This is a genomic window from Paraburkholderia sp. EG286A, from assembly GCF_040965375.1.
Classification (GTDB): domain Bacteria; phylum Pseudomonadota; class Gammaproteobacteria; order Burkholderiales; family Burkholderiaceae; genus Paraburkholderia.
This window is the reverse complement of the sequence record NZ_JBFRCB010000001.1, coordinates 1,046,666-1,073,497: the sequence shown is the minus strand read 5'-3', so window position 1 is coordinate 1,073,497 and position 26,832 is coordinate 1,046,666. Positions and strand designations below refer to the sequence as shown.

Below are 26,832 nucleotides of genomic sequence, written 5' to 3'. Positions count from 1 at the left end.
CCGCCGTCGTCGTGGGCCCGGTAAAGCGGGCGTGCTTTGCAGTTTAACATTGCCCGCCCCTCGCCTCAGACCTTCGGAAATCCCGCGCCCCACGTATCGCTGAGCATGAATCCGGCCGCCAGCGGGTCGTCCGGGTCGACGCCGATCTGCTGGATGCCGTACACCCACGCGCGGCCCTGAACACGCGGCAAAACGGCGGGCCGGCCGCCCACTTCCGTCTTGCCGAGCAACTCCACCGAGAATTCGCCCCCAATTGTCGAGCGCGACTTCAACTTCGTGCCAACGTCCGCCAACCCGCGGGCGGCGAGTGTCGCGAGGTTCGCCGAGCTTCCGGTGCCGCACGGCGAGCGGTCGACGCGGCCGGGAGGCAACGTCGTGCAGGTCTGGTACAACTCGTCGCTCACGCGGTTGCGGAACATGACATAGGCGACTTCGTTGATTTGCGGGTACAGCGGATGCGCAATCTCGATCTGCTGGTTAATCACGTCCTTGAGCGACACGCCGAGCTCGGCTAGCGCGCGTGCGTTCTCCGGGGCGATGGTCAACCCGACCTGCCCGACGTCGATGAGCGCGTAATAGACGCCGCCAAATGCGATATCGGCGCGAATCGTCCCGAACTGCTGGGTGTCGATACCGAAGTCGAGCCGTTCGACGAACGACGGCACCATGTCGAGCGCGACGCCCGTGCAGCGACCATCCCGGCACGTTGCGCGCGCGGTGACGAGACCGGCAGGCGTGTCGAGCACGACGGTCGTTTCGGGCTCCTGCATGTCGACCATGCCGAGTTCGAGCAACGCCGTCACGACGCAGATGGCATTGCTGCCGGACATCGGATGGGCTTTGTCCGCCTGCAGCACGATGAAGCCCGCGTGGGCCTCGGGCCGCGTGGGCGGCAGCAGCAGATTGACCGACATCTGCAGGCAGCCGCGCGGTTCGAGCACGACGAGCCTGCGCAGGCTGTCGTCCACCTCGTTGAGGTAGTTCATCTTGTCGAGCATGGTCTCGCCGGGGATGCCCACGACGCCCCCGGTGATGACCTTGCCGATCTCGCCTTCGCAGTGCACGTCCACGAGTTGAAGTGTCTTTTTCCAGCGCATGTTCGATCTGCCTTACTTGATGTACCAGCCCCACGGCTTGTCGCTGCCGTAGCGCGTGATCTGCTTGGTTTCGAGGTAGTTGTTCAAACCCCACTCGCCCAGTTCGCGCCCGATGCCGCTCTGCTTGTAGCCGCCCCACGGCGCCTCCGTGAAGGTCGGCTGCGAGCAGTTGATCCAGACGATACCTGCCCGCAGTTTGCGCGCCACGCGCTCGCAGCGCTCGCTGTCGCGCGACATGACGGCCGCGCCAAGGCCGAAGCGCGAATCGTTGGCAGAACGTATGGCTTCCATCTCGTCGTCAAAGGGTCGGACACAAACGACCGGGCCAAAAATCTCTTCGTTCCAGACCCAGCTGGTCTCGGGCACGTCGGCGAAAACCACGGGCTCCATGAAATAGCCCTTCTCGAGATGGTTTGGCCGCCCTCCGCCGGTCACGAGCCGCGCTCCCTCTTCCACGCCGCGCTCGACCGCGCGACGCACCTTGTCGTACTGGCCCTTGCTGACCAGCGGCCCGAGCAGCACGCCATCCTGCATCCCGCTGCCGATGGTGATTTTCTGCGTCTCCTCTTTCAGGCGATCGAGCAGCCTCGCATAGATGCCGCGCTGCACCAGCACGCGCGACGTGGCCGAGCACACCTCGCCCTGATTCCAGAATATGCCGAACATGATCCATTCGACAGCCGCGTCGATATCGCTGTCGTCGAAAACGATGAACGGCGACTTGCCGCCCAGTTCGAGACTCACGTTCTTGATGTCGCGCGCCGCGGCCTGCATGATGCGGCTGCCGGTCGGCACGCTGCCGGTAAAGGCGAGCTTGTCGACGCCGGGATGCTCGCTCAGCGGCGCGCCGGCCTCCTGGCCCAACCCGGTGATGACGTTTAGTACGCCCGGCGGCAGGTCCGCCGCTGCCGCGATATCTGCCAGCTCGAGCGCCGTCAGCGGCGTCAGCTCGGAAGGCTTGAGCACCATCGTGCAGCCTGCCGCCAGCGCGGGCGCCACTTTCCACGCGGCCATCAGCAGCGGAAAGTTCCAGGGAATGATGGCGCCCGCCACACCGACGGGTTCCTTGCGCGCCACCGAACTAAAGCGGTCATCGGGAAGCGCGATAGTCGTTTCGGTATGCTCATCGAGTTTTTCCGCGAGGCCCGCGTAGAAGTCGAAGCAGCCCGCCGCATCGCCCAGATCCCACAGCGCCTCTGGCAGCGGTTTGCCGTTGTCGCGCACCTCGATTTCGGCCAACGCCTGCAAGCGGTCGCGAATGCCTTTGCCGATGCGGCGCAGGACTGCCGCGCGCTCGGCGCCGCTCGTGCGCGGCCATGGGCCTTCGTCGAACGCCTTGCGCGCAGCCTTGACGGCGAGGTCGACGTCTTCGGCCGTTGCGGCCGCCACTTTCGCAATGACTTGCTCGGTGCACGGATCGACTGTTTCGAAGCTGCCGTTGTGCACCGGCGCCACCCAGCGGCCATCGATGAAGAGCTTTTCGTACGATTTCATATTCAACCCGATATTGGTTTGCGCAATGTGTTGAGCGTGGCGTCGAACGCGACCCGCTAGAACCGGTAAGCGCTGAACGGCTGGAGATCCTGCCTGGTCGGGCGGCCCGCAACCATGTCCGCGATCAGCCTTCCCGTCGTCGCGCCGAGCGTGAGGCCGAGCTGGCCATGGCCGAAAGCCATGAAGACGTTGTCGAGCCTGCGCGAGCGGTCGATAACCGGCTTCGTGTCCGGCAGGAAGGGACGATAGCCCACGCCATATTCGACGTTCCCGGTACGCAGTTCGGGCAGCACGCGTTTCGCCTTCTCGAGGATGATGTCGGCCCTTTTGAAGTTGGGCGCGGCGCCCCGCCCAGCGAATTCGATAGTTCCGCCAATCTGCAGGCCGCGCGTCATCGGCGTGAAGCAAAATCCGCCGTCCGCGTAGATCGTGGAGTGGCGAATCTCGACGCCGGGATCGGCAACCACCACCTGGTACCCTGCAATGCCCTCGAGCGGCACGCTCACACCGAGCGCGCCGAAAAAGCGCCGCGCGCCCGTCCCGGCGGCGACCACCACATGCCTGGCTTCCACGCGTTCGCCGTTCGCGAGCGTGACGCCGGTCGCCCTGCCGTTCGCCTCGTCGATGCGGCTCGCTTCCGTTCTGATCCGGCGGCCGCCTCGTGCAATGAAACTGTCGGTGAGCGCGGCGATGAATCCCATGGTGTCGCGCACGGAACGCCAGTCCGCGAAGAGCAGCCCATGAGAAAACTTGCCCGCGAGCGCCGGCTCGAGGTCGCCGATTTCTTTGGCGTTCAACCGCTGCGCCTTGAAGCCGAGCGACTCGCGCAGCGCCAGATGCGGCTGCTCGTGCTCGATGCCTTTCGGGTCGTCGAAGACTTCCAGAATGGGACGCTCGCCCATCAGCGCCTTGTCGTCGCAGGCGTCGAGCAGCGGTGCGTAATCCGCGTAGACATCGTGCGTCAGCGTCGCCATGGCGTTGGCGATATCGACGATCTTCGCGTGTCGCGCGCACATGAGAAAGCGCACGAACCAGGGGATGATGCCGGGCAACGCGCCCGGTCGCAGCGCCAGCGGCCCCTTCTGGTCCATGAGCCAGCCGGGAACCTTCATGAGAATGCCGGGCTTGGAGAGCGGAATGACTTCGCTCACCGCCATCTGCCCGCAGCTCCATTTTGCGGTGCTGTTGCCCGGCGCTTCGGGATCGATGAGCGTGACCGCATAGCCGCTGCGCTGCAAATACAGCGCACAGCACACGCCGACGATACCGCCGCCAATCACGACAGCCGACTCGCGCGGCGCGGCGTTCCGTTCAGTCACTGCGGATTCGAGAGGGACGGCGCTCACCTGGCGAACTCCTGAAGGTCGAAGCCCAATGCATACGGTTGATCGTCGTCCACGTCGTGTTCCGAGCGGCCGGTGATCCACGCGCGCCCTTCGACGCTGGGGCGGACGGCGTCAAGCCCGCTGTCGAGCCGCGTCGTCGATTCGACGCGCCCGATGAAGCAACTGCCGATCAGACTTTGATGCCGGAAAGCCTGCCCTGCTTCGAGCAGCCCACGCGCATACCGTTGCGCGACGCGCGCGGAGGTGCCGGTCCCGCATGGCGAACGGTCGATCAAACTCTCGCCCGCAATGACCACGGCGCGGGCGTCGGCGTCGGCCGAAAGCGGTGCACCCGTCCACATGCAGTGCTTGACTCCGCGAATGAGCGGATTGTCCGGATGAACGACTTGCATGGTTTCGTTCAACAGCGCCTGCATTTCACGGCCCCATTCGAGCAGCTGCTGCGGATTGAAATGCTCGCATCCGGGGAAATTCTGCTGGACTTCGACGATCGGATAGAAGTTGCCGCCGTAGGCAATGTCGAGCACGAGCTTGCCCAGCTTCGGATGTACGACTTCCACGTCGCGATGGAGCAGGAAACTCGGCACGTTCGTGAAACGCACCGACGTCACGCGATTTCCGTCCTGTTCGTAGCGCGCGCTCAGTTTCCCGGCAGGCGCGTCGACCACCACCGTACCTGGCGCTTTCGGTTTCACCAGACCGGCTTCCAGCGCGAACGAGATCGAGCCGATGGAGGCATGTCCGCACATCGGCAGGCAGCCCGTGGTCTCGATGAACAGCAGGCTCATATCGGCATTGGCCGACACCGGGGGATACAACAGCGTGCCCGACATGTGCGAGTGGCCGCGCGGCTCCAGCATGAGCGCACGGCGAATCCAGTCGTGTCGCTTGACGAAGTCCTCGCGCCGCTCGGCCATCGTGCGCCCTGTGAGCGACGGCGCGCCATCGATGACCATGCGAACCGGCATGCCTTCCGTGTGACCTTCGATGCACTTGAAGCGATGTCGCGTCATTCTCGATTTTCCACCGGAACGTGTGAGCCGGCGCCGCCATGGCGCCGGCGCGCGGGTTAGGCCTGAGCGGCTTCGAATACCGCGCGGAAGGCGGCCTTTTCTTCGTCGGTCAGCGGCATCAGCGGCATGCGCGCGGCGCCCACCTTGAAGCCGGCCAGTTCGCAGCCGTATTTCACCTTCTGCACGAACTTGCCGGCTTCCATCGTGGCCATGACCGGGAAGAGCGAGCGCATGACGTTCTGCGCGCCGCGAATATCGCCGGCCTCGAACTTATTGTAGAAGTCGACGACCGGCTTGACGAAACAATTCGCCGGCCCGCAAATCCAGCTCGTGGCGCCCCACAGGAAGAAGTCGAGTGCCTGATCGTCCGAGCCGCATGAGAGCTGGTAGTGATCCTTGTACTTCTCGCCGATTTCGATGGCGCGCAACAGGTTGCCACTGCTCTCCTTGATGCCGACGACGCGCGGGTGATCCTTGAATGCGTCGAGTACGCCGAAACCAACTTCCACGTTCGTGCGCACGGGATAGTTATAGAGAATCACGTTGACGTCGGGCACGGCTTCGAGAATCGCGGCGTAATGGCCGATCAATTCTTCCTGCGACGGCAGCGCATAGTACGGCGGCGCAATCAGAACGTTCGTGTAGCCGGCGTCGCGAACGAGTCGCGTCTGCTCGATGACTTCGCGCGTGGACGAGCCGTTCGCGCCGCCGATGAGCGTGCCGCGATCGCCCACGACTTCGCGCACCGTCTTGAGGATGGCGCGGCGCTCGTCGTGCGTCAGCGCGTAATATTCGCCCGTCGAACCGAGCGGCACGAAGCCGTTGACGCCGGCCTTCAGCTGAAACTCGAGGATGTTCGCGAGGGTGTCGTGGTCGACGGCACCGGACGCATTGAACGGCGTAACGAGCGCCGGCAGGATACCTTTCATCTGCATTTGAATCTCCGCTTCACGAAACAATGGTTGGGGTTTAGTAGGCAAAGCGCCTGAGAAACTTCGTCTCGACCACGCCGACCAGACGGGTCAGCGGGAAAGCGACAAGGAAATAGATCATGGCAACCGTGGTCAGGAATTCGACTGGGCGTGCCGTGCTGGTCGAAATGTTCTGCCCGACGAACATCAGATCGGCGACACCCACCGACGAGATGAGCGCACTCTCCTTGAACAGGCTCACGACATTCGAGAGCAACGGCGGAACGGCGCGCAACAGCGCTTGCGGAAAGATCACGTAGAGAATCCTGGCCTGCGGCGTGAGACTGAGCGCAATGCACGCGTCGTGCTGCTCCGAGGAAATCGACTTCAGCGCACCGCGGAACGTCTCGCTCGTGATGGCGGCCATATACAACGTCAGCGAAATGACGACCGAGAGGTACGGCGGAATCGGAATTCTGAAAACGACCGGGAAACAGAAGAACACCCAGAAGAGCTGAATGAGCAGCGGCGTTCCGCGAAAGAATTCGACGTACAGCGTCGTGGCCGCTTTCATCCACCGCGACGGGGACATGCGCAGCAGGCTCAACACGAAACCGGCAAGGCTGCCGATCACGGCGCAACTGCTCGTGAACGCGAGCGTCAGACCCAGCCCTTTGAGGAGGACCAGCCAGTACGGCAGCACCGAGGCGAAATCGAGGTTCATGGTTTTCTCCCTAGCGCTGATGAGCCAGTTCCTGACGACGCTCGATCACGTGAACGAGCCGCGCAATCGGCAGCGAAAGCGCAAAGTAGATGAGCGCCACGACCGTGTAGGTTTCGAGCGGACGATAGGCCTGCGTCGCCAGGCTCTTGCCCACGTACATGAGATCCGCCACCGCCACGATCGCGACGAGCGCGCTTTGCTGCAGGCTCCCAATGCCGTTGGTCATGAGAACGGGCATCGCGCTGCGCAGCGCTTGCGGCAGGACCACATAGAAGGTGCGTTGCCACGGCTTCAGGCCGAGCGCGACGCAGGCGTCGAGGTGTTCTTTCGGCACCGCCTGAACGCCGGCGCGATATGCTTCCGCATTGAAAGCCGTCAGGTTCAGGCCCAATGCCAGGATGCCCATCACGATGGGGTCGATGAACACATCGACCATCATCGGGATGCAGTAGAAGAACCACACGATTTGCAGCAGCGCGGGCGTGCAACGAAAGAATTCGATGAACAGCTGCGCGGGCCAGCGCACGATCGCCCAACGGCTCATGACCAGCAGGCACAGGAGAAAGCCGAGCACGAGGCCCATGATGTTGGACGCGAGGGCGAGTTCGACCGTCACCCGCAGCCCATCGAGCAGAGACCCGAGGCTGCCTTCCAGGAAATGGAAATCAAACTGGTAGTTCATGGCCGGCCTCAGTCGAGATGCAGAACTTTCTCGAGAAACTCGCGCGTGCGCACTTCCTTCGGACACTTGAACATCTCGTCCGGCGCACCCTGCTCCACGATCTTCCCGCCCGCGCAGAACACGACGCGCGTGGCGATATCGCGCGCGAAGTGCATGTCGTGTGTCACGATGATCATCGCCATTTTCTGTTCGGCGAGCTGGAGCATCACGTTCTGCACTTCAATGACCATTTCCGGGTCGAGCGCCGAGGTCACCTCGTCGAACAGCATCAGCTTCGGCTCCAGCATGAGCGCCCGCGCAATGGCGACGCGCTGTTTCTGGCCGCCGGAGAGCTGGCTCGGATAAGCGTGGAGCTTGCTCTCCAGGCCCAGACGCGCCAGATACATGCGAGCGCGCTCGGTAGCCTGGGCTTTCGAGAGACCGCCGACTTTCACCGGCGCGAGAATGAGGTTGCCCAGCACGGAGAGATGCGGAAACAGCGTGTAGTGCTGAAACACCATGCCGATCTGCTTTTGCAGCTTCGCGTCGATGCGCTTCGATCGTCCGGAATCCTCACCGTAGATGTACGGCTTGCCCTGAAAGCCGATCTGTCCGCCCTGAATGCCTTCGAGGCCCATCATCACGCGCAGGAGCGAACTCTTGCCGCTGCCGCTCGGGCCGATGATCACGAGCCTGTCGTCAGCGCGCATGTCGAGGCTCATGCGGTCCATGACCACGAGGTTTTCGCCGTAGCGCTTATAGACGTTCTCGAATTGGACGAACTCGCCCGTCGTCGACGGCGAGAAGTTCAGGACGCTCGGTGCAATGTCGGGTTGGGCAGCCATGGTTCGCATTGACAACATGAAATCTCTCCAGCGGGGCGCGTGCCGAAGCGCGCGATATGTGAATCGAATCTGCTTTGTCGTTCGGTCCAGTGCGGCTGGCGCCGTCACTTCGTCGCCCGGGACACACAATCTTGCGCATCTACTTGTGTGCAGCGTTGTACACATAGTAGAAGCCAAAAATTCGACCGTCAATGAGAGATGCGGGATCTCCAGGGAAAACACGGGGACGGTGAAGACGGGGGCATGCGGCGGGCATTTGAAATGAAAAAAACCACCGCGCGCAAACGCGCACGGTGGCTTTCCAGCAGGGGAATGTTTCGGAACGTGTAGCGAAAGCCGGACGTCGCGCGCGCCGCGGCATCAAACCAGCGTGATTACTTGTTGGTCGCGAGCATCGACTGGACCGAGGTCTTGATGAGACGGTTGACCGCTCCCGACTTGACCTGCGCGTTCAGAAAGTCGTTGAGCATGGCGAGATCGGCTTTCGACGTGTCCTTGCGCACGCCAAACGAGACCGCTTGCTGCGCCAGCGGCGGATTGGGCTGAATCGCAACCGCCCACTCCGGGTGCTCCTCGGTCAGCAGCATGTTGGTGATGTTCGCGTCCGCGAGCAGATCGGCGCGCTTCGACATCAAGGCGAGACGCGTCTCGTCGTTGCCCGGCAAACGCATGATTTGCGCTTGCTTGATGGCCGCGGAGATCGCCTTGTCCTGGGAGGTGCCCGACATGACGGCAATCGTTATCCCGGGTTTGTCGATCTCGGCCACGCTGTGCGCGCCCTTCGGAATCTTCGGATTGTTCTTGTTGTAGATCAGCGAGACGTTGTAGTCGGTGGCAGGCACGGAGAACGAGACCGCCTTCTCGCGCTCAGGCGTGTCGTTCAGCGCAAGCGAGAGGTCCCATTTATCGGATTGCAGACCCGCGACGATGTTGTCCCACGACGTGTCGACGAACTCGACCTTGACCTTGAGAACGTTCTGCCCGAAGTCGCGGCACAGGTCCGAGAAAAAGCCGCTGTACTGGCCAGTTTTCGCGTCGCGCATCACGTACGGGGGCGCAACCGCGGCGCCGCAGCGCAGCACACCTGCTTTCTTCACGCTTTGCCACGCGCTCGCGTCCTCCGCACGAGACGGCGCGCTCGCGAGCACGCAACTCACTGCAACCAGGCCGACGAAAGCTTGACGGGTAATGCGAGACAGCCGAACCATGATGACCTCTCCAATAAGGGTAATCCCGTATACGCACGACACCTACGCCACACAATTCTGCATGTCTATTTGTGTGCAACGTTGTATGCATAATAGGAAGCCAATATTTGGGCTGTCAACCAGGCGATTGCCCTGGCGCTCCGCGGGCGTCGCTGCGTGTGGCGGCGCGCATGCGCGCAAAAAGGCGATCGACTGCGCCGAGCTGCGCGACGAGACGTTTCTGATCTTTCCGCCGGGATAGGGGTCGGCGCTGACGGCAGCGCTCGATTCGTCGTGCGCGCCACGCGGTATGGAGCCGGGCATCGGGCCGAGCGCTTCGCAAACCGCCCCGCTGATAGCGCTCGCCGCGGCCGAGCGCGGCGTCGCCGTCGTCCCGGCCTTCACGACGGCTGTAACGCTCGGGCGTGGCTTATGTGGCGCTGAGCGGTGCGCCTGCGCCCGATCAGACTGTGTCGTGGATCGAGGCGTTTAGCTCGACGTGCGCGGAGCGCTTCGTCGAGCTTGCGCAGAACGTTGCGTAACGGGAAACGCGCGGCATTGGAACCGCGCGAAATTTAAACAGATGCCGACGTGACGTCCGCCGTGCGCGTGGCATGCGTGGCACGCTTCAAACGCGCCACGCCTTCGCGAATCTCGTCCACATTCGGCGCGGCGAACGAAAGGCGCAGCGACGCGGGGTCCGGCGCGTCAGCGAAAAACGCCTTGCCGGGAACAAAAATCACCTTGTTCGCAATCGCATTCGGCAAGAGCGCATCGATCGCCACACCCGGAATGCGCGCCCACACGAACATGCCGCCTTCGGGCTGATGAAACGCGATCTCGTCGCCGAACTGCGCGCGCAAGCCATCGCTAAGCGCCTCACATTTGCGCTGATAGGCCTGCGTGATGTGCGGAAGATGCCGTTCGAGCGCGCCCGCCGCCAGATAGTGCGCGGCGATGGCCTGGGTCCACGGCGTACTGCACAGGTCGACGGTCTGCTTGGCGATCACGCAGCGCCGCGCGATTTCGGCGGGCGCGACGGTCCAGCCCACGCGCAAACCAGGCGCGACGACTTTCGAAAGACTCGAGAAGTGCACGACCCAATCGCGCGCGCCCGGCACCTCGCTCGCCAGCGCCAGCATCGACGGCACCGCATTGCCCGCGAAACGCAGATCGCCGTACGGATCGTCCTCGACGATCACGAAGCGGTACTGAACGGCGAGACGCAGGAGCGCAAGGCGCCGCTCGCGCGTGAGCGTGGCCCCGGTGGGATTCGCGAAGGTCGGCACCGTGTACAGCAGCTTTGGCCGGACGATCGCGCCCGAAGCGAGCCGCGCGGCGAGTTCGTCCACGTCGAGACCGTCGCCGTCTACCGGTATCGTCACGACGTGCGCCTGCTGGAGCCTGAGCGCCTGCAGCGTGGCCGGATAGGCGGGCTGCTCGGTCAAGGCCGTGTCGCCCGCATTGAGCAGCACGCGCAACAAGAGATCGAGTCCTTGCTGCGACCCCGTGGTGACGAGCATCTCCTCAGGAGCGCAGGTCACACCGCGGCGCGCCATCAGCGCGAGCAGCTGCGTCTTCAGTTCGGGCAAACCGTCGGTCGGACCATATTGCAGGCAGCGCGTGGAAGCCTGCCAGGCCTCGGCCGCTGCCGCCTGCAGGCCATCGGCGTCGAACAGGTCGCTGGCCGGATAGCCGCCAGCGAAGGAAATCATGCCTGGCTCTCCCAGGTACTTGAACAGCTCGCGAATGGGCGAACCGGCGGGATGCTGAAAGGGCGCGGTGAAATCGTATATGGCGGACATGGAGTCGATGGCGGTTAAGCGCGGCAACGGACAAGCTTCGATTGTGGTCAGCCCTCACGGGCGTATCAAACGAAATCTATTCACCACGTCATGCGGTTTGCTCATCAAGCCGTCGCGCAATGAAAAAAGCCCGTGAAATCACGGGCTCCTTTTTTGTGCAGGCTAACTACCCCGCAGTCACACGACGTTCTTTTCGACGATCGGCCGGTTTTCCAGTACGCGCGACCAGTCGAGCGAAGACAGATCGAGCGTCGTGTAGCGGCCGTTGAGGATCAGCTCGCTCACGCCACGCCCGGTTGCCGGCCCCTGCTGCAGACCGTGCCCGCTGAAACCATTGGCGAACACGCAATTGTCGATGGCCGGGTGATAACCGATGATGGCGTTCTGGTCGAGCACGTTGTACTCGTAATAGCCGGACCAGCAGTTCTCCACGCGCAGCGCCTCGAAGCCCGGCACGCGGTGCGCGAGCGTGGGCCAGATCACGTCGTCGAAGATGGCGTGATCGACTTCGTCGAGCGGCAGGTCGTTGGGGTCGTTCTCCGCGCTCGGCGACGTCCCGGTGATGTACGTCTTGCCCTCGGGGCGGAAATACACGCCGGACGGATCGATCAGCAACGGGCACGCGGCGAGCCGCGCCGGCGACGACACGTTGAAAATGCTGCGGCGGCGCGCATACACCGGAATGTCGATGTCCATCATTTCCGCGAGCTTGCGCGCCCACGCGCCGGCTGCGTTCACGAGCGTGTCGCACGCATGGCGTTCGCCGTCGCTCGCGATCACGTGCGTGACCTTGCGGCCGCTGCGCACGACGCCGGTCACATCGGCCGGCACGTAGCGCGCACCGAGCGACTGCGCCTTCTTGCGCAGCGCCTGCACGAGGCCGTAGCCGTCGAACCAGCCCTCGCCGCTGCGGCCATACGCGCCGCTTGCGAGATCCTCGACGTTGAGCCACGGAAACTTCGCGTGCAATGCGTCGCGCGACATGAGTTCGATGTCCGCGCCAAGACGCGTTTGCAGCGCGTGATTCTCGCGCAGCGTCGCATCGCCCGCTTCCGTGGCGAGGAAAAGATAACCGCCCTCGTGCAGATCGATCGACGGACGGCTGCCGTTCACTTCGAGCCGCTCGCCAATGCCGCGCAGAAACTCGATGCCGAACAGCGACATCTGGATCGACAACGGCGTGGAAAACTGCTGCCGGATCGACGCGGCAGAAAGCGCCGACGACGAGCGCGCATAGCTCGGGTCGCGCTCGAACACGGTCACGGAAACCGTTGGGTCGGCTGCGCGCAGAAAGTAAGCAATAGAACTACCGATTACCCCGCCGCCAACGATAACGACTTGAGAACTCACGACTTGCTCCAGATTGCAGGAAACTGCGGCGCGCATGGATGGGGTTTGCGCGAATCGATCCATTGACCGGGCGCACGATGCCCCCGGTCATGTCTGCTCAACTACACCAAACGCGCTTATTCGACGTTGAAGTCGATGCCCTGTGCGAGCGGCAGCGCCGACGAATAGTTGACCGTGTTGGTCGCGCGGCGCATATACGCCTTCCACGCGTCGGAGCCCGACTCGCGGCCGCCGCCCGTTTCCTTTTCGCCGCCGAACGCGCCGCCGATCTCCGCACCGCTCGGCCCGATGTTCACGTTCGCAATGCCGCAATCGCTGCCCGCTGCCGACGTGAAGCGCTCGCTCTCGCGCAGGTCCGTCGTGAATACGCACGACGACAGGCCATGGTGGGCGGCGTTGTTGGCGTCGATGGCGTCGCCGAAGTCGCTGTACTTGAGGACGTAAAGGATCGGCGCGAAGGTTTCCTTCAGGACCACTTCGGTTTGCGACGGCATCTCGACGATCGCCGGGCGCACGTAGAAGCCCTTCTCGTTGCCCGCCACCGAATGGCGTTCGCCGCCGAACACCTTGCCGCCCTCGCGCTTCGCCTGCTCGAGCGCCGACTGCATGCGCGCGAACGACTGCTCGTCGATCAGCGGCCCCATCAGCGTGCCCTGCTCCAGCGGATTGCCGATCACCACCTTGCTGTAGAGCGCCTTCAGACGCTCGACTGCCTTGTCGTACACGCTCTCGTGCACGAACAGGCGGCGCAGCGACGTGCAGCGCTGGCCGGCCGTGCCGACCGCCGAGAACAGGATGCCGCGCAGCGCGAGTTCGAGATCGGCCGTCGCGGAGACGATGCCCGCGTTGTTGCCGCCCAGTTCGAGCAGCGAGCGGCCGAAGCGGCGCGCGACCTCGACGCCGACGGTGCGGCCCATTTCGGTGCTGCCCGTTGCGCTGACGATGTTCGAGCGCGGATCCGCCACGAGCTTGGCCCCCACTTCACGGCCGCCCACCACGAGGCTCGTGAGGCCTTCCGGCGCATCGCCGAATTCCTTCAGCACGTCCTGCATGATCTTGTTGACGGCAACCGCGGTGAGCGGCGTCTTTTCCGAAGGCTTCCAGACCACGGCGTTGCCGCACACGAGCGCGAGCGCGGCGTTCCACGACCACACGGCGACCGGGAAATTGAACGCGGAAATCACGGTACACACGCCCATCGGGTGCCACAATTCGGCCATGCGGTGGCCAGGACGCTCCGATGCAATGGTCAGACCGTAAAGCTGACGCGAGAGCCCGACCGCGAAGTCGCAGATGTCGATCATTTCCTGCACTTCGCCCAGGCCTTCCTGGAAGATCTTGCCGGTTTCCAGCGAGACGAGGCTGCCGAGCGCGCGCTTCTGTTCGCGCAGCTTGTTGCCGAGCAGGCGCACGAGTTCGCCGCGGCGCGGCGCGGGCACGTTGCGCCAGCTCTTGAACGCCTCCTGCGCCTTCGCGAGCGCGGCGTCGACGTCGGCCGCCGACTGGCTTGCGACGCGGCCGATCAGTTCGCCGTTGATCGGCGAATGCACGGCGATGTCGCCCGCTTCCGCGAGTTGGGAAATACCGAGATCCGAGAGGATGGAGGAGGCTTTCATAGGTAGAATCCCTTAAAAAATTTCCGATACGAAACATTGCTACTTTAGGAAACTATACACGCGCAATTTTGCGGCGACAACACGAAAATCCTCGGGAATTTCGCCATGCCGCGTGTATCGCTTCCGCCCGGCTTTTCGCCATGAAAATGGCATGAGGCCGCCCTGCGGGCGGACCCTCGATTTCCTGTTGGAAACAATGGATTGGGCGCCGGCAGTGCCGGCGCCCTTCAAGGTAGCAGAGGCGAGTGATCTCAGTCCGCGGTGCGCGTCGTGACAGGCACCCACGCCACGTTCCTGACCTGATACAGCGTCGAACTCGGGCTCTTCAGGTCGCCCTGGGCGTTGAAGGCGATCTTGCCCGTAATGCCGTCGTAGTTCGTGGCCCTCAGCGCGGCGTTGAACTGCGCCGGCGTCGCCGAGCCGGCCTTCTCCATCGCCGTGATCGCGACCCACGCCGCGTCGTAGGCGAACGGCGCGTATGCGAGCATGTCGATGCCGTATTTCTGCTTGAACTTAGCCTCGAAGCCCTTACCCTTGGGCAGCGTGCCGAGCGGCTGACCGTATTCCCACACCGACGCACCATCGGCGGAATCGCCGGCGAGCTTGATGAAGTTCGCGTCCATGACGCCGCCGCCCGCGAGGAATTGCGCCTTCAGGCCAAGCTGGCGCATACGCTTGACGATCATGGCGGCCTGCGCGTCGAGGCCGCCGAAGAACACGAGATCCGGATTCGTGCGCTTGATGCTCGTGAGCTGGGCGCTGAAATCCACCGCCTTGTCGTTCGTGAACTCGCGCGCGACGATCGTGCCGCCGCTCGCCTTCACGGCCTTCTCGAACTCGTCGGCTTCGCCCTGGCCGAAGGCCGTGCGGTCGTCGATGATGGCAATGCGCTTGGCCTTCGTCACCGTCGCCGCATAGTTGCCCGCGTTGCCGGCGTTTTGCGAGTCGGTGGCGATCACGCGGTAGATGGTCGGCGCGCCGCTTTGCGTGATGGCGGGGTTGGTGGCGGCCGGCGTGATCATCGGAATGCCCGCCTTCGCGTAGATCTTCGAGGCCGGCAGCGTCGTGCCCGAATTGAAGTGGCCGATCACCACGGCCACGTTGTCGTCCACGAGTTGCTGTGCGACCTGCACGCCAATGCGCGGATCGCTCTGGTCATCCTGCGAATCGATCACGAACTTGACCGGCTTGCCGCCGATGGTGGGATGCGCGGCATTGGCTTCGTCCACGGCCAGACGCACACCGTTCTCGATGTCCTTGCCATACGCGGCGCCGCCGCCCGTGAGCGGGCTGGCCACGCCGATCTTCACGACCATTTCCTGCGCGCTCACCGCGCCGGCAACCAACATCAACGACGCTGCGATCGCGCAGCCACGACGAGAAGCGAGGAAACGAGGAGACATGCGAAATTCCTTCGGGATCTGGAGCCGGCACGTGATGCGTCCGAATGGTCGCGCGGACCTTCGGCGCACTGGATTCGTCTTGCGCTGTCGATGCACAACGGCGGGGACGTGAACGGATTGTCGGCAGCGGTTCCGCTGGCATCAAACGAAATCTAATCACCACGTAATGCGCTTTTCTCATCAAGCCCGCGCACGCGGGGAATACGGCAAGGCGTGACGCGGCCCCGCTGGCATTGGGAAATACCCGATAACGCCGATATGCCTGCTTGTGCGTGGATGTCATGCGAGCGCGGCCTGGGTGCGCGCCGTGCCTTGCGCCGTCAGGGTTTGCGTCAGAAATCATCAACTTCCGGCCGATCGATTTACTTAGCCATGCTTGTTAATCGCGGCATGACATAGCAAACGTCGCGCGATACGCAAATGTTATGATCGGAAACATAGAGTACGATACGAACCAGCAGCGAACACCCGCGAACCATCAGCGAGCACCCCGAGTTCCCGAATGGAAACCCCGTCCCTCAAGCCCGCCGAGAACGCTTCGGCGGAGCTGGGCAAACGCGTCAAGGCGGCCCGGCTGAAGCACGATTACACGCTCGAGGCCGCCAGCCGCGTGTGCGGCGTGTCGCGCTCCACGCTCTCGAAGGTGGAAAACGGCGTCATGTCGCCCACGTTCGACGTGCTGCAGAAGATCGTGCACGGTCTGAAGATCGACCTCGGCGAACTGTTCGGCTCGGCGCCCAGGCCGCGCGCGAGCGGACGCCGCGCACTCACCCGCAAGGGCGGCGGGCAGCAGCATTCGGCAGGCTGCTATCAGATGGAGTTGCTGGCCACGGAACTCGCCCACAAGGCGATGCACCCGTTTCGCATTCGCGTGACGGCGCACTCGCTCGACGAGTTCACGGAATGGGGCCGGCATGAAGGCGAAGAATTTCTCTTCGTGTTGAGCGGCTCGGTCTGCCTCTACTCCGAGCTTTACGCGCCGACGCATCTCGAAGCCGGCGACAGCCTCTATTTCGACAGCCGCACGGGGCACGCGGCCGTCTCCACGAGCGAAGAGGACGCGGAAGTCCTCTGGCTCATCAACGAGCCACACCCGGACACGCAGGACGGCGCGCCGGGCGTGTGAGCCCTCAAGCTTATGCGGCGTTCGCGGTCATCTTGAAGATGCCCGTGGCGTTGCCCGCATCGAAGCGCAAATCGGTCTGCCAGCGCCGCGTGGCCTGATCGAACGTGCGCTTGCGCGTGATGAACTCGTAGAACGAGCCCGGCACCTCGCGCGTCACGCGCTCGCCGTCCGCCGCGCGGAACTCGCGCGTTACGGTGTCGGCGCGATACGCCGTCTGGAACACGCGGCCCGAGCGCGAGGTCTCGACGCTGGGCTTCATCGGGCGCCCCTTGGCCTTCTCGTCGTCCGAAAGCTTGAATACGTCTTCCACGCGGTCGGTCGCGTGATTGAAGGCATTGCCTTCCGTGGCGATCCACGCCATTTCCGCCGATTCCTGCAGCAATGTCTCGTAGTCCGAAACAGACGGCACCTCGTGCTGTCGCGCGAAGGCCCCGACCATCACGGGCAGCAGCTGTAGCGCCGCGTCGAGCGGCAGCGAGCCGTCGCGTTCGAGTTCGGAGAGCTGCGCCATGGCCAGCGGCGTGAGCGGATCTTTCGACGCGCCCACCACGTTCGTCACGGCTTGCTGGAACGCCGCCGAAAAGCGCTCGGGGTGCAGCTCGCTCACGAAGAACTGCGCGATCTCGTCGGGCGCGTCTTCGTGGGCGTAGGCGCGCCCCGTCATGCCGAGCTTGTCCAGCGGATAGCGGCCATTCAGGCGAAAGCCGAGCGGACGCAGGATGCGCGTGAACGCCGCTTCGCCGGGCGGCAGCGCGCCGTTCTGCGCCCAGCGCACCGTGCGCAGTGCGCCATGGTCGAAGTACACCGCGCCGCCCTGCGCCACCGTGTCGTTCGTGTACGTGCGGCCGTTGGGCGAGCGCTCGAGCAGGTCTTCGAACAGCGCCATGTTCATCGCCTGGGCGAGTTCGGCGCGCGTGACGGTGCCGCTTTCCCAGTCGGCGAGCGTCGACGGAAAGTTCAGCGTTGCAAAGAGGGTTTCAGTTTTCTCGCGGCCCAGCAGTGCGGACAACAAGCGTTCTACGTTCGAATTGCGCATCACCAATCTCACAGGAAACGACCACCTCGCAGCGGTCATCAAACGGGCCTCTGGCCATTGGCTTCGGCCAACTATACGTAAAACGCATTATTCAAATGGTTGCGCACCGCGTAAAGCGAGATTAAATTGTCACTTGATGAGTTTCTGGAATCACCATGCGCAAGTTCAAGATCCCGAATATCGGCGCGCTGACGGCTTTCGAAGCCGCGGCGCGGCACGAGAGCTTCACTCACGCCGCCAAGGAGCTGTTCCTCACCGAAAGCGCGGTCTCGCGCCAGATCGCCACGCTCGAATCGAATCTCGGCGTGCGCCTCTTCGTGCGTGCCAAACAGCGGGTCGTGCTCACGCGCGCGGGCCGGCTCTACAGCACCCAGGTGCGCCGCGCGCTCGAAAACCTCGATCGCGACACGCTCTCCATCATTGCGCACGGCAGCGGCGGCGGTTATCTGGAACTCGCGGTGCTGCCGACCTTCGCGTCCGAGTGGCTGATTCCGCGCCTCAAGGACTTCTACGACCGCACGCCCGACGTGCGCGTGAACATGGGCGTGCGCACCGAGACGTTTTCGTTCGAGGAATCGCATTTCGAAGCCGCGATCCACTACGGCAAGCCAACCTGGCCCGGCACGTCGTCCGACTTTCTGTTCGGCGAGGAAGTGGTGCCCGTCTGTTCGCCGTCGCTGCTCGCGCGCCCCGTCAAGAAGGCGCACGAACTGCTCGCCTACCCGCTGCTGCACTCCACCACGCGCCCCGACGCCTGGACGCGCTGGTTCTCCGACCTCGGCGTGGAAGACAACGCCACCATGCACGGCGTGCGCTACGAACTGCACACCATGCTGATCGCCGCGGCCGCCGCCGGCCTCGGCGTGGCGCTCGTGCCGAAGTTTTTCGTCGAAGGCCAGCTCGAGCGGTTCGGCGTCGTCATGCCGTTCGAAGCCCCGGCGATTGCCGATGGCGGCTACTACTTCGTCTATCCCACCGAACTCAGCCACGGCAAGCCACTGGAGCTGTTCCGCGCGTGGCTGCTCGAGCAGGCGAGCGCCTACAACGCTTCACAAGCGCAAGGCTGATCGGCAGGTCGAACACGCGAGATGCACGATCAGAAAAAAGTTTCCTATAGGAAATAGTTGGGTTAGCATCGGACGAAATCACTTCTTCGTCGCGAGACTGACATGGAAGACGTCATCGTCATCGGTGCGGGCATCATCGGGGCCAGCGCCGCGCTCAACCTGGCGCAGCGCGGCATGCGCGTGCATATCGTCGACAGCGCCCCGCCCGGTTCGGGCTGCTCGTTCGGCAACGCGGGCCTGATCGCGGTCGATCATGTCGCGCCGCTCGCGAGCCCCGAGACGATGGCCGGCCTGCCCCGCATGCTGCTGCGCCGCGACAGCCCGCTGCGCCTGCACAAGCGCAGCCTGCCGCGCATGGCGCCGTGGGTGCTGGAGTTCGCCGCGCAGGCGCAGCGCCCGCGCTTCCGGCGCAACACGCGAGCGCTCGCGAGTCTCGTGACCGGCGCGGCGCACGCCTGGCGTCGTCTGCTCGATCGGCACATCGCCGCCGAACTCTTTCGCGACATCGGCTCGCTCTACGTGTTCGAGCAACCCGTTGCGCACGCAACGGAACGCGCGCGACTCGATTTACTCGACCGGCACGGCGTGCGCTACGAAACTCTCACGGCCGAGCAGGTGCGGCGCGATTATCTGCCGTCGCTCACGCCGCATATCAGCCATGCGCGCTACTTTCCCGGCATGGCTTCGGTCACGCATCCGCAGCAGGTCGTCGAGCGCATTTTCGGGGCCGCGCTCGCGGCGGGCGCGAGATTCACGAGCGCGGCCGTCGATGCCTTGCGCGCCCTGCCCGACGGCCGTATCGACGTCACGCTAAACGGCGCGACGCACCCAGTTGCCAAGGTACTGATCGCGGCCGGCTCGCGCAGCGCCGAGCTCGCGCAGCAGCTCGGCGCGAGGATTCCGCTGACCAACGAGCGTGGCTATCACGTCCAGCTCGACGCGCCCTCGCAAGACACGCTGCGCGTGCCCGTGAGCTTCGTCGAGCGCGGCTTCACCTGCAACCCGATGGCGCAAGGCATCCGGCTCGCCGGTACCGTCGAACTCGGCGCGCGCGGCGCACCCGACTGGCGCCGCGCCGACATGCTCGCCACGCAGTTCCAGACGCTCTTTCCCGGCGCGCGGGCGGCGCAGGTTGCGAGCCGCTGGTACGGCGAGCGCCCCACGCTGCCCGACTATCTGCCGATGATCGGCGAGATGCGCGGCGCACGGAACGTGTTCGTCGCGACCGGCCATCAGCATCTGGGCCTCACGCTCGGGCCGCTCAGCGGCGAACTCGTCGCACAATTGATGGCGCGCGAGACGCCCGCCGTCGATCTCGCGCCGTTTCGCATCGACCGCTTTTGAGGCCGGCGGCCGGAACGCACGCCGCCCCACCTACGCATCATTCATCAGGAGAGAAGACTCGATGGAGCCCATCGCGATTTACGACGCAACCGCCACGGCGCGCCTGCTCGACTTCGGCGTGCTGGTCGACGCCCTCGCCACGGCCGCGCAGGACCACGACGCGGGCCGCATTCACGCGCCCGTGCGCACGGGCGTGCCGCTCAAGGGCAACGGCGTCATGCTCTCGATGCCCGCCAGCGCCGACGACATCGCCATCCACAAGCTCGTGAGCGTGTGCCCCGCCAACACGGCGCTCGGCCTGCCGACCATCTTCGGCGCGGTGACGGTGTGCAATGGCGCGACGGGGCAGCCGGAGTTCATCCTCGACGGCCCGACCGTGACCGGGCGGCGCACCGCGGCGCTCTCCATGCTGGGCGTGCGCCTCTTTCATCCCGGCGCGCCGCGCGCGTTTCTGGTCATCGGCACCGGACAGCAGGCGCGTTTTCATGCCGAGGCGATCGGCCAGCTCTATCCGGCGGCGACGCTCTACGTGCAAGGCCGGACCGAAGCGTCCGAAGCGGCATTCCGCGCCCACTTCGCGCAGGCTGGCGTAGACGTGACGCCCGCGCACGATGCGGTACCCGACGCAGTCGACGTGGTCATCGCCGCGACGACGAGCAAGACGCCCGTGTACGACGAAGCGGCGCGAAACGACCGGCTCGTGATCGGCGTGGGCGCGTTCACGCCGGACGCGGCCGAAATCGCAAAGGACACGGTGCGTGCGAGCCGCGTGTTCGTCGACGATTTCGCAGCCGCGCGCGAAGAAGCCGGCGACCTGCTGCAGGCCGGCGTCGACTGGGCGAACGTGCGCACGATAGGCTCCGCTGTGACGGACGGCGCGGCACATGACGGCACTCCCGTGCTGCTGAAGACGGTTGGCAGCGGCGCGTGGGATCTCGCCGCGTGCCGCGTGGCCCGGCAAATGCGCTGACCCGCAGGCGCGGATTAGAATCGCACATCGATCGCGCAGCGCGATCCCATCCGAGACCGAAGGCAGACGCACCATGACGACGAGCGCCCCCCAATCCGCCGTGAAAGTCCTGCGCGGCGGTGTCATCGAAACCACGCATATCGCCCACATTGCCGTGGTCGACGCCCAGGGCCGCCTGCTCTACGCGTTCGGCGACCCGCATCGCATGACGCTCGTGCGCTCGGCGGCCAAGCCCGCGCAGGCGCTCGCCGTGGCCGAAACCGGCGCGCTCGAACGCTTTGGCTTCGACGACGCCGATCTCGCGCTCATGTGCGCCTCGCATAGCAGCGAGGACCGTCATATCGAGCGCACGCGCGCGATGCTCGCCAAGGTGTCCGCCACGGAATCGGACCTGCGCTGCGGCGGCCATGTGCCGATCTCCGACGCCGTCTACAAGGCGTGGATCAAGCGCGACTTCACGCCGGGCGCCGTGTGCAGCAACTGCTCGGGCAAGCACGCGGGCATGCTTGCGGGCGCCCGCGCGATCGGCGCGGCGCTGGCCGATTACCATCTGCCTTCGCACCCCTTGCAGCAACATGTGAAGCGGGTCGTGGCCGAGGTTTGCGACCTTCCCGAGACGGGCGTCGAGTGGGGCATCGACGGTTGCAATCTGCCTACGCCCGCCTTCTCGCTCGACCGGCTCGCCCGCCTGTTCGTGAAGCTCGCCGATGCGCAGGACCACGCGGCTTTGCCAGGCCCGGCCGCGGCCGACTCGCGCTCGCAGGCGCTCGCCCACATCTATCGCGCGATGACGTCGTATCCGGAACTCGTGGCGGGCGAAGGCCGCTTCTGCACGGCGCTCATGCGCGCGTTCGAAGGCGCGCTCGTCGGCAAGCTGGGCGCGGCGGGCAGCTATGCGATTGGCGTGCGCGCAAGCGCGGCGACCGCGCCGCACACGGGCGGCCCGGCATTGGGTATTGCGGTAAAGATCGAGGACGGCGATCTGACCGCGCTCCATGCCACCGTCGTGGAAGTGCTCAGGCAACTGGGCATCGGCACGCCGGAACAGCTGGCACAACTAAGCAAATTCGACGCCCCGCGCATCGTCAACACGATGGGCGTCGAGACGGGTTACGTCGCGCCGCAGTTCACGCTGCAGCGCGCCGCTTCGTAATCAGCGCAGAAATAGGCGCGCGGGCTTTGCAAGCCCGCGCCCAGATTCACAGCAACGCCACGACCTTCACGTCGCTGCGATCGGCCGATGCCACGACCTTGCCGTCCACACGGCGGAACATGAGCGTCACCGTATGCTTGCCCACGCGCAAATCGCCCACTTCGAGCCAGTCGATGCCTTCGGGCAGCATGGGCTGCTCGACCCGCACCTCGTTGCGCGCCGCGTCGATCGTCACGCCAAGACACGCTTCGAGCATCATGAACGGCGAACCCGCAGCCCAGGCTTGCGGCAGGCAGGCCACCGGATACGCCGTGGGCGGCTCGCCGCGCCGGCGCGGGAACCCGCAGAACAGTTCGGGCAGACGCATGTCGAACGTCACCGCGGCCTCGAACAGCGCCTGCAGGAGGCGCACCGCTGCCGCCTTGCGGCCATAGCGCGCGAGACCGCGTGCGCACAGCGCGTTGTCGTGCGGCCAGACCGAGCCGTTGTGGTAGGCCATGGGGTTGAAGCGCGCCTGGCCCGCCGCGAGCGTACGCACGCCCCAGCCCGTGTGAAACAGCGCCGATTCGAGCACTTCCGCCACGGCGCGGCCGCGCGCCTCCTCGGGCAGCCCGAAGGCGAGCAGATGTCCCGCGTTCGACGCGAGCACGCGGCACAGGTCGCCGTGGCCATCGAGCGCGATGCCGTAGAATTCCGACTCCGGCATCCAGAACTTCTCTTCCACGCAGCGGCGGATTTTGGCGGCGCGCGCGGCGTAGCGCGCCGCGTCTTCGACCTGGCCGCGATGCGTGGCGAAACGCGACATCGTCTCGAACGCCGCGCTCGCGTACGCCTGCACTTCGACGAGCGCGATCGGGCCATCGGGGAAACGGCCGTCCGCGTGGAAGACGGAGTCGTGGCTGTCCTTCCAGCCCTGGTTCGCGAGCCCGCCTTCCGATTCGCGCCGGTAATCGAGCAGACCGAGTTTGTTGCGGTCGCATACACCTGCGACCCAGGCCGCCGCGCGCTCCAGCGCCGGCCACAACTCGTCGATCAGCGAGGTGTCGCCCGTGCGTTCGACGTAAGCGCCCGCCAGCACGACGAACAGCGGCGTGGTGTCCACCCCGCCGTAGTAGAGCGCGAACGGCACTTCGCCCGTGGCGGCCATCTCGCTCTTGCGCATTTCGTGCATGATCTTGCCGACCGCCGCGTCGCGGAACGCCGAATTCTCGCGTGCCTGATGTTCCGCGAGAAAACGCAGCACGCCGCGCGCGAGCGCGGGCGTGAGCCACAGCGTCTGCAGCGAGGTGATGACCGCGTCGCGGCCGAACGGCGTGGAGAACCACGGAATGCCCGCATACGGATACGGGCCAGTCGGCAGGTCGGTCGTCAAGAGACCGAGGTCGGCGATCGAGCGGTTGATCCACGCATTGAAGAGCGGATTGCTCGAACGCAAGTGCGCCGCCGCGCGGCGGCGTTCGCGCATCACGATATGCGAGTCGACCAGCGCGGCGCGCTGGGCGGCGCGGCCCACGCGCTGCTCCTGCGAGTCCGCGAGGCAATGCGGCGGCTGGAAGATGCCCGCGCTCTGCGTGCCGGGCGCGGCGCCGGGCATGGCCTCGACTTCGATCGCCACCGTGAGATAGACCGAGACGCAGGCCTGCGCGGGCAGATCGACCGTGAAGTCGGCACGATCGGCGAGGAGTTTGTTCGGCGTGGGCGAGAACTCGATACGCACGCGCCGCGCCACCTTGTCGAGGCCGATGTACTCGAGCCGGACTTCGCCGTCCTCCACACGCGGCGGCATGAGCGTGCCGCGTTTTTCGCGCTTCAGGCCGCGCACCTCGAACATGTCGCGGAAGTCGCTTGCGAACGAGATGGAAAGCGGCACCACGGCGTCTTCGGTGCCGTAGTTCGTGAGTTCGATGGCCTCGGTCATCATCGTGCCGGAGAGCACGCGCTCGCGCTGCACGTGAATCACGCCCTCGGGCGTGGTCGTGCCGCCGAGCGGCGGCAGCGGACGATTGGTCAGGTGGGCCGTGAACACGGCGTTGTCGCTGCTCACGCTGCCCGAGAGCAGCGAGGGCACGCGCCCGCCGAACGTGAGACGCAGCGACGAGAGCACGCGCGTGTCGTTGACGAACAGGCCGTCGTCGATGCCGGTGATGTCGCCGAGCGGATCGTTGACGATGAAGGTGCCGCCCGACTTCAGCACATGCTGGTCGGCGCTTGCGACCTCGGGGGTTTCGGGCGCGATGAACGCGCCGTCGGCTTCTCGCGTGTCCTGGTCGGGATGATCCACGCCGCTTGAGCGCGTGACGCCACCGAGTGTTTCAGGATCCTGCATTTGCGTGCCTCCTGGGTCCCATGCAAAGGGTTACGGTACGGTTCGCTTGCGATCGATTGTAGTGGCTTCGGCGCACGCGTTGGCGGCGAATGCGCGAAGAATATGCGAGGTGACGCGCGAAATCGGTGGCACATCCCGGCGCGAGCAAGGATCGTGCGCGGAAAAAATTGCGGGCGCCGGCACGACGTAACGTGCGGGCGCCCGTGGAGGCAATGCGCTCGCGCGCCGGAAGCGGCGCGCGGCTCGAGGATCAGCGTTGCGAAATCGGCTTCGCGACGCGCGGCGTTTCGCCGATGAAGAGCTGGCGCGGACGGCCGATCTTCTGCTCGGGGTCCGCGATCATCTCGTTCCACTGCGCGATCCAGCCCACCGTACGCGCCATCGCGAAGATACAGGTGAACATCGAGGTCGGGATGCCCAGCGCGCGCTGCACGATACCCGAGTAGAAGTCGACGTTCGGGTACAGCTTGCGCGACACGAAGTATTCGTCTTCCAGCGCGATCTTTTCGAGCTGCATGGCGAGCTTGAACAAAGGATCGTCGTGCAGGCCCAGTTCGTTGAGCACTTCGTAGCACGTTTCGCGCATGAGCTTCGCACGCGGGTCGTAGTTCTTGTACACGCGGTGGCCGAAGCCCATCAGCTTCACGCCCGAGTTCTTGTCCTTCACCTGTTCGATGAACTTCGGGATGTTATTGACAGAGCCGATTTCTTCGAGCATGTTCAGCGCGGCTTCGTTCGCGCCGCCGTGCGCCGGGCCCCACAGACAGGCGATACCGGCCGCGATACACGCGAACGGATTCGCGCCCGACGAACCGGCCAGACGCACGGTAGACGTCGAAGCGTTCTGCTCGTGGTCGGCGTGCAGGATGAGGATACGGTCGAGCGCGCGCACGAGCACGTCGTTGACCTTGTACTCTTCGCTCGGCGCGGAGAACATCATGCGCATGAAGTTCGCGCTGTACGACAGGTCGTTCTGCGGATACACGAACGGCTGGCCGATCGAATACTTGTACGCCATGGCGACGAGCGTCGGCAGCTTCGCGATCATACGGATCGCCGACACCTCGCGATGCTTCTCGTTGTTGATGTCGAGCGAGTCGTGATAGAACGCGGACAGCGCGCCGACCGCCGCCACCAGAATCGCCATCGGATGTGCGTCACGGCGGAACCCCCGGAAAAAGAAGTGCATCTGCTCGTGAACCATCGTGTGGTTCGTCACCGAGGCCACGAATTCGTCCTTCTGCTGCTGCGTGGGCAGCTCGCCCTTGAGCAGGAGGTAGCAGCTTTCGAGGAAGTCGGCGTTTTGCGCGAGGTTGTCGATCGGGTAGCCGCGGTAGAGCAGCTCGCCCTTGTCGCCGTCGATATACGTGATCGCCGAGTTGCACGACGCCGTGGACATGAAGCCCGGGTCATACGTGAACATGCCGGTCTGGCCGTACAGCTTGCGGATGTCGATCACGTCCGGGCCCTGGGTGCCCTTGTAGACCGGCAACTGCACGCCTTCAGCGTGGCCGGGGATCGTGAGCGTGGCGTGTGTCTTCGAGTCGATCATTTTCTGTCCTTGAATTGCTGTCATCGCAATACTTCGCGCAAAACCTCGCGCAACAGGACGCAGCCGCCGGAAACGCCGGCATCGCTGCGACCGCTTGCCGCATTCTACGGCGCGGTGCAGCATCGATTGATAGCACAGCCAGCAACAATCCCTCTTCAAGCTCGCAACACTGCCAAGCTTGCGGCTTCCTTAACGCCGATTCCTGCAACAATATTTTGCTCTTGCAGCGCAACATGTCGCACCCCATCTTTGCGATACTGCTTGACATGCAAGGGTTTTCCATTACTTGCATTTTGTAAACTAGCCCGCTGTCACCGGCGGGCTTTTTTCACCGCCACACGCGCTTAAAGCAAAACGTAAGGAAGCAACAGATGAACATCTCGGTCGACACCCTGTTCGCAGAAGACGAACAAGCAGAGGGCGCCGTTGTCACGGCACTCAATCACCAGGACATCGTGGTCGCACTGTCCGCTGCGCTCGCCAGCGAACGCGTGGCCGTGCTGCACATGCTGTATCCGCGCACCGACGCGCGCACGCATCGCAGCCTCGATCACCTCGTGGACGCGCTCAACGGCCACGGCCTGCACCAGGTCGCCCGCCTCGTTTCGCAGGAAGCGCACTATCTCGTGTTCAAGGATCCGGTGAAGGCATGGAAGGCCTTCCACGAAATCCGCAACGATTCGCTCGCGATCGGTGTGCACCTCTATTACGCGGGCCTCGTCGGCGAAGCTGCCGAGCACACGCTCGACGCCCACGCGCACGGCCGCGACTAAGCGAGCATCGTTCGGACTGCGATATTCCTCGCA

The 26,832-nt window shown here is 64.6% G+C and carries 22 protein-coding genes; 6 read left to right on the top strand and 16 right to left on the bottom strand.

The genetic code is table 11. The features are described 5' to 3' along the window. Positions 1 to 65: 65 nt before the first annotated feature. The 13 genes from AB4Y35_RS04820 to AB4Y35_RS04760 form a co-directional block, all read right to left on the bottom strand. A complete protein-coding gene (locus AB4Y35_RS04820) occupies positions 66 to 1,097 on the bottom strand; it encodes a proline racemase family protein (RefSeq protein ID WP_368703529.1) in 1,032 nt (343 codons plus the stop codon). A 12-nt stretch (positions 1,098 to 1,109) separates the two neighbouring features. Next, positions 1,110 to 2,591 carry an aldehyde dehydrogenase family protein gene (locus AB4Y35_RS04815; protein ID WP_368703528.1) on the bottom strand — a complete coding sequence of 494 codons (1,482 nt, stop codon included), beginning with the start codon at positions 2,589 to 2,591 and terminating at the stop codon, positions 1,110 to 1,112. Positions 2,592 to 2,647: 56 nt separating this feature from the next. Further along, positions 2,648 to 3,910, bottom strand: coding sequence for an NAD(P)/FAD-dependent oxidoreductase (locus AB4Y35_RS04810; RefSeq protein ID WP_368703527.1), 1,263 nt, complete (start codon positions 3,908 to 3,910; stop codon positions 2,648 to 2,650). Between the two features lie 23 nt (positions 3,911 to 3,933). Then, complete coding sequence (locus tag AB4Y35_RS04805; RefSeq protein WP_368703526.1) at positions 3,934 to 4,950, bottom strand: 4-hydroxyproline epimerase; 1,017 nt, start codon at positions 4,948 to 4,950, stop codon at positions 3,934 to 3,936. A 56-nt stretch (positions 4,951 to 5,006) separates the two neighbouring features. Beyond that, positions 5,007 to 5,885 (bottom strand): 4-hydroxy-tetrahydrodipicolinate synthase, encoded by an 879-nt coding sequence (dapA, locus tag AB4Y35_RS04800; protein ID WP_368703525.1) that lies wholly within the window; start codon positions 5,883 to 5,885, stop codon positions 5,007 to 5,009. Positions 5,886 to 5,919: 34 nt separating this feature from the next. Next, entirely contained in the window at positions 5,920 to 6,585 is a 666-nt protein-coding gene (locus AB4Y35_RS04795) for an amino acid ABC transporter permease (RefSeq protein WP_368703524.1), read from the bottom strand. Positions 6,586 to 6,595: 10 nt separating this feature from the next. Next, positions 6,596 to 7,267 (bottom strand): amino acid ABC transporter permease, encoded by a 672-nt coding sequence (locus AB4Y35_RS04790; RefSeq protein ID WP_368703523.1) that lies wholly within the window; start codon positions 7,265 to 7,267, stop codon positions 6,596 to 6,598. 8 nt (positions 7,268 to 7,275) lie between these two features. After that, positions 7,276 to 8,109 carry an amino acid ABC transporter ATP-binding protein gene (locus tag AB4Y35_RS04785; protein ID WP_368703522.1) on the bottom strand — a complete coding sequence of 278 codons (834 nt, stop codon included), beginning with the start codon at positions 8,107 to 8,109 and terminating at the stop codon, positions 7,276 to 7,278. A gap of 356 nt (positions 8,110 to 8,465) precedes the next feature. After that, complete coding sequence (locus AB4Y35_RS04780) at positions 8,466 to 9,299, bottom strand: substrate-binding periplasmic protein (RefSeq protein WP_368703521.1); 834 nt, start codon at positions 9,297 to 9,299, stop codon at positions 8,466 to 8,468. A gap of 554 nt (positions 9,300 to 9,853) precedes the next feature. After that, positions 9,854 to 11,074, bottom strand: a complete 1,221-nt coding sequence (locus AB4Y35_RS04775; protein ID WP_368703854.1) for a PLP-dependent aminotransferase family protein — start codon at positions 11,072 to 11,074, stop codon at positions 9,854 to 9,856. A gap of 186 nt (positions 11,075 to 11,260) precedes the next feature. After that, positions 11,261 to 12,433: an NAD(P)/FAD-dependent oxidoreductase gene (locus tag AB4Y35_RS04770; protein WP_368688361.1), complete on the bottom strand. Its 1,173-nt coding sequence runs from the start codon at positions 12,431 to 12,433 to the stop codon at positions 11,261 to 11,263. A 116-nt stretch (positions 12,434 to 12,549) separates the two neighbouring features. Beyond that, positions 12,550 to 14,049 carry an aldehyde dehydrogenase family protein gene (locus AB4Y35_RS04765; protein ID WP_368703520.1) on the bottom strand — a complete coding sequence of 500 codons (1,500 nt, stop codon included), beginning with the start codon at positions 14,047 to 14,049 and terminating at the stop codon, positions 12,550 to 12,552. 251 nt (positions 14,050 to 14,300) lie between these two features. Further along, positions 14,301 to 15,452: a branched-chain amino acid ABC transporter substrate-binding protein gene (locus AB4Y35_RS04760; RefSeq protein ID WP_368703519.1), complete on the bottom strand. Its 1,152-nt coding sequence runs from the start codon at positions 15,450 to 15,452 to the stop codon at positions 14,301 to 14,303. A 502-nt stretch (positions 15,453 to 15,954) separates the two neighbouring features. Here AB4Y35_RS04760 and AB4Y35_RS04755 point away from each other — a divergent pair. Beyond that, complete coding sequence (locus AB4Y35_RS04755; protein ID WP_324157219.1) at positions 15,955 to 16,578, top strand: XRE family transcriptional regulator; 624 nt, start codon at positions 15,955 to 15,957, stop codon at positions 16,576 to 16,578. A 10-nt stretch (positions 16,579 to 16,588) separates the two neighbouring features. Here AB4Y35_RS04755 and AB4Y35_RS04750 read toward each other — a convergent pair whose 3' ends face one another. Then, positions 16,589 to 17,614 (bottom strand): DUF1338 domain-containing protein, encoded by a 1,026-nt coding sequence (locus AB4Y35_RS04750; RefSeq protein WP_368703518.1) that lies wholly within the window; start codon positions 17,612 to 17,614, stop codon positions 16,589 to 16,591. A gap of 155 nt (positions 17,615 to 17,769) precedes the next feature. Here AB4Y35_RS04750 and AB4Y35_RS04745 point away from each other — a divergent pair, with 155 nt between their 5' ends. The 4 genes from AB4Y35_RS04745 to AB4Y35_RS04730 all read left to right on the top strand — a co-directional run bounded on the left by AB4Y35_RS04745 (position 17,770) and on the right by AB4Y35_RS04730 (position 22,148). Continuing rightward, the gene (locus tag AB4Y35_RS04745; RefSeq protein ID WP_368693088.1) at positions 17,770 to 18,681 is read left to right on the top strand and encodes a LysR family transcriptional regulator; all 912 of its coding nucleotides are present in this window, start codon (positions 17,770 to 17,772) and stop codon (positions 18,679 to 18,681) included. Positions 18,682 to 18,783: 102 nt separating this feature from the next. Further along, on the top strand, positions 18,784 to 20,025 hold the full coding sequence (locus tag AB4Y35_RS04740) for an NAD(P)/FAD-dependent oxidoreductase (protein ID WP_368703517.1): 1,242 nt from the start codon (positions 18,784 to 18,786) through the stop codon (positions 20,023 to 20,025). A gap of 61 nt (positions 20,026 to 20,086) precedes the next feature. Next, on the top strand, positions 20,087 to 20,995 hold the full coding sequence (gene lhpI / locus AB4Y35_RS04735; RefSeq protein ID WP_368703516.1) for a bifunctional Delta(1)-pyrroline-2-carboxylate/Delta(1)-piperideine-2-carboxylate reductase: 909 nt from the start codon (positions 20,087 to 20,089) through the stop codon (positions 20,993 to 20,995). 73 nt (positions 20,996 to 21,068) lie between these two features. Further along, entirely contained in the window at positions 21,069 to 22,148 is a 1,080-nt protein-coding gene (locus tag AB4Y35_RS04730) for an asparaginase (protein ID WP_368703515.1), read from the top strand. A gap of 46 nt (positions 22,149 to 22,194) precedes the next feature. Here AB4Y35_RS04730 and AB4Y35_RS04725 read toward each other — a convergent pair whose 3' ends face one another. Beyond that, positions 22,195 to 24,474 carry a glycogen debranching N-terminal domain-containing protein gene (locus AB4Y35_RS04725; RefSeq protein WP_368703514.1) on the bottom strand — a complete coding sequence of 760 codons (2,280 nt, stop codon included), beginning with the start codon at positions 24,472 to 24,474 and terminating at the stop codon, positions 22,195 to 22,197. Positions 24,475 to 24,724: 250 nt separating this feature from the next. Further along, on the bottom strand, positions 24,725 to 26,026 hold the full coding sequence (gene gltA / locus AB4Y35_RS04720) for a citrate synthase (RefSeq protein WP_368703513.1): 1,302 nt from the start codon (positions 26,024 to 26,026) through the stop codon (positions 24,725 to 24,727). 371 nt (positions 26,027 to 26,397) lie between these two features. On the opposite strand from gltA, the gene AB4Y35_RS04715 reads away from it, so the two are divergent. Continuing rightward, the gene (locus AB4Y35_RS04715; protein ID WP_368688350.1) at positions 26,398 to 26,799 is read left to right on the top strand and encodes a hypothetical protein; all 402 of its coding nucleotides are present in this window, start codon (positions 26,398 to 26,400) and stop codon (positions 26,797 to 26,799) included. Positions 26,800 to 26,832 lie beyond the last annotated feature (33 nt).

Excerpts from the sequence above, each read along its gene's own strand:
- AB4Y35_RS04820 (WP_368703529.1), bottom strand. The coding sequence starts at position 1,097 with ATGCGCTGGAAAAAGACACTTCAACTCGTGGACGTGCACTGCGAAGGC.
- AB4Y35_RS04815 (WP_368703528.1), bottom strand. The coding sequence starts at position 2,591 with ATGAAATCGTACGAAAAGCTCTTCATCGATGGCCGCTGGGTGGCGCCG.
- AB4Y35_RS04805 (WP_368703526.1), bottom strand. The coding sequence starts at position 4,950 with ATGACGCGACATCGCTTCAAGTGCATCGAAGGTCACACGGAAGGCATG.
- dapA (WP_368703525.1), bottom strand. The coding sequence starts at position 5,885 with ATGCAGATGAAAGGTATCCTGCCGGCGCTCGTTACGCCGTTCAATGCG.
- AB4Y35_RS04795 (WP_368703524.1), bottom strand. The coding sequence starts at position 6,585 with ATGAACCTCGATTTCGCCTCGGTGCTGCCGTACTGGCTGGTCCTCCTC.
- AB4Y35_RS04790 (WP_368703523.1), bottom strand. The coding sequence starts at position 7,267 with ATGAACTACCAGTTTGATTTCCATTTCCTGGAAGGCAGCCTCGGGTCT.
- AB4Y35_RS04785 (WP_368703522.1), bottom strand. The coding sequence starts at position 8,109 with ATGTTGTCAATGCGAACCATGGCTGCCCAACCCGACATTGCACCGAGC.
- AB4Y35_RS04780 (WP_368703521.1), bottom strand. The coding sequence starts at position 9,299 with ATGGTTCGGCTGTCTCGCATTACCCGTCAAGCTTTCGTCGGCCTGGTT.
- AB4Y35_RS04765 (WP_368703520.1), bottom strand. The coding sequence starts at position 14,049 with ATGAAAGCCTCCTCCATCCTCTCGGATCTCGGTATTTCCCAACTCGCG.
- AB4Y35_RS04760 (WP_368703519.1), bottom strand. The coding sequence starts at position 15,452 with ATGTCTCCTCGTTTCCTCGCTTCTCGTCGTGGCTGCGCGATCGCAGCG.
- AB4Y35_RS04755 (WP_324157219.1), top strand. The coding sequence starts at position 15,955 with ATGGAAACCCCGTCCCTCAAGCCCGCCGAGAACGCTTCGGCGGAGCTG.
- AB4Y35_RS04750 (WP_368703518.1), bottom strand. The coding sequence starts at position 17,614 with ATGCGCAATTCGAACGTAGAACGCTTGTTGTCCGCACTGCTGGGCCGC.
- AB4Y35_RS04745 (WP_368693088.1), top strand. The coding sequence starts at position 17,770 with ATGCGCAAGTTCAAGATCCCGAATATCGGCGCGCTGACGGCTTTCGAA.
- AB4Y35_RS04740 (WP_368703517.1), top strand. The coding sequence starts at position 18,784 with ATGGAAGACGTCATCGTCATCGGTGCGGGCATCATCGGGGCCAGCGCC.
- lhpI (WP_368703516.1), top strand. The coding sequence starts at position 20,087 with ATGGAGCCCATCGCGATTTACGACGCAACCGCCACGGCGCGCCTGCTC.
- AB4Y35_RS04730 (WP_368703515.1), top strand. The coding sequence starts at position 21,069 with ATGACGACGAGCGCCCCCCAATCCGCCGTGAAAGTCCTGCGCGGCGGT.
- AB4Y35_RS04725 (WP_368703514.1), bottom strand. The coding sequence starts at position 24,474 with ATGCAGGATCCTGAAACACTCGGTGGCGTCACGCGCTCAAGCGGCGTG.
- gltA (WP_368703513.1), bottom strand. The coding sequence starts at position 26,026 with ATGATCGACTCGAAGACACACGCCACGCTCACGATCCCCGGCCACGCT.
- AB4Y35_RS04715 (WP_368688350.1), top strand. The coding sequence starts at position 26,398 with ATGAACATCTCGGTCGACACCCTGTTCGCAGAAGACGAACAAGCAGAG.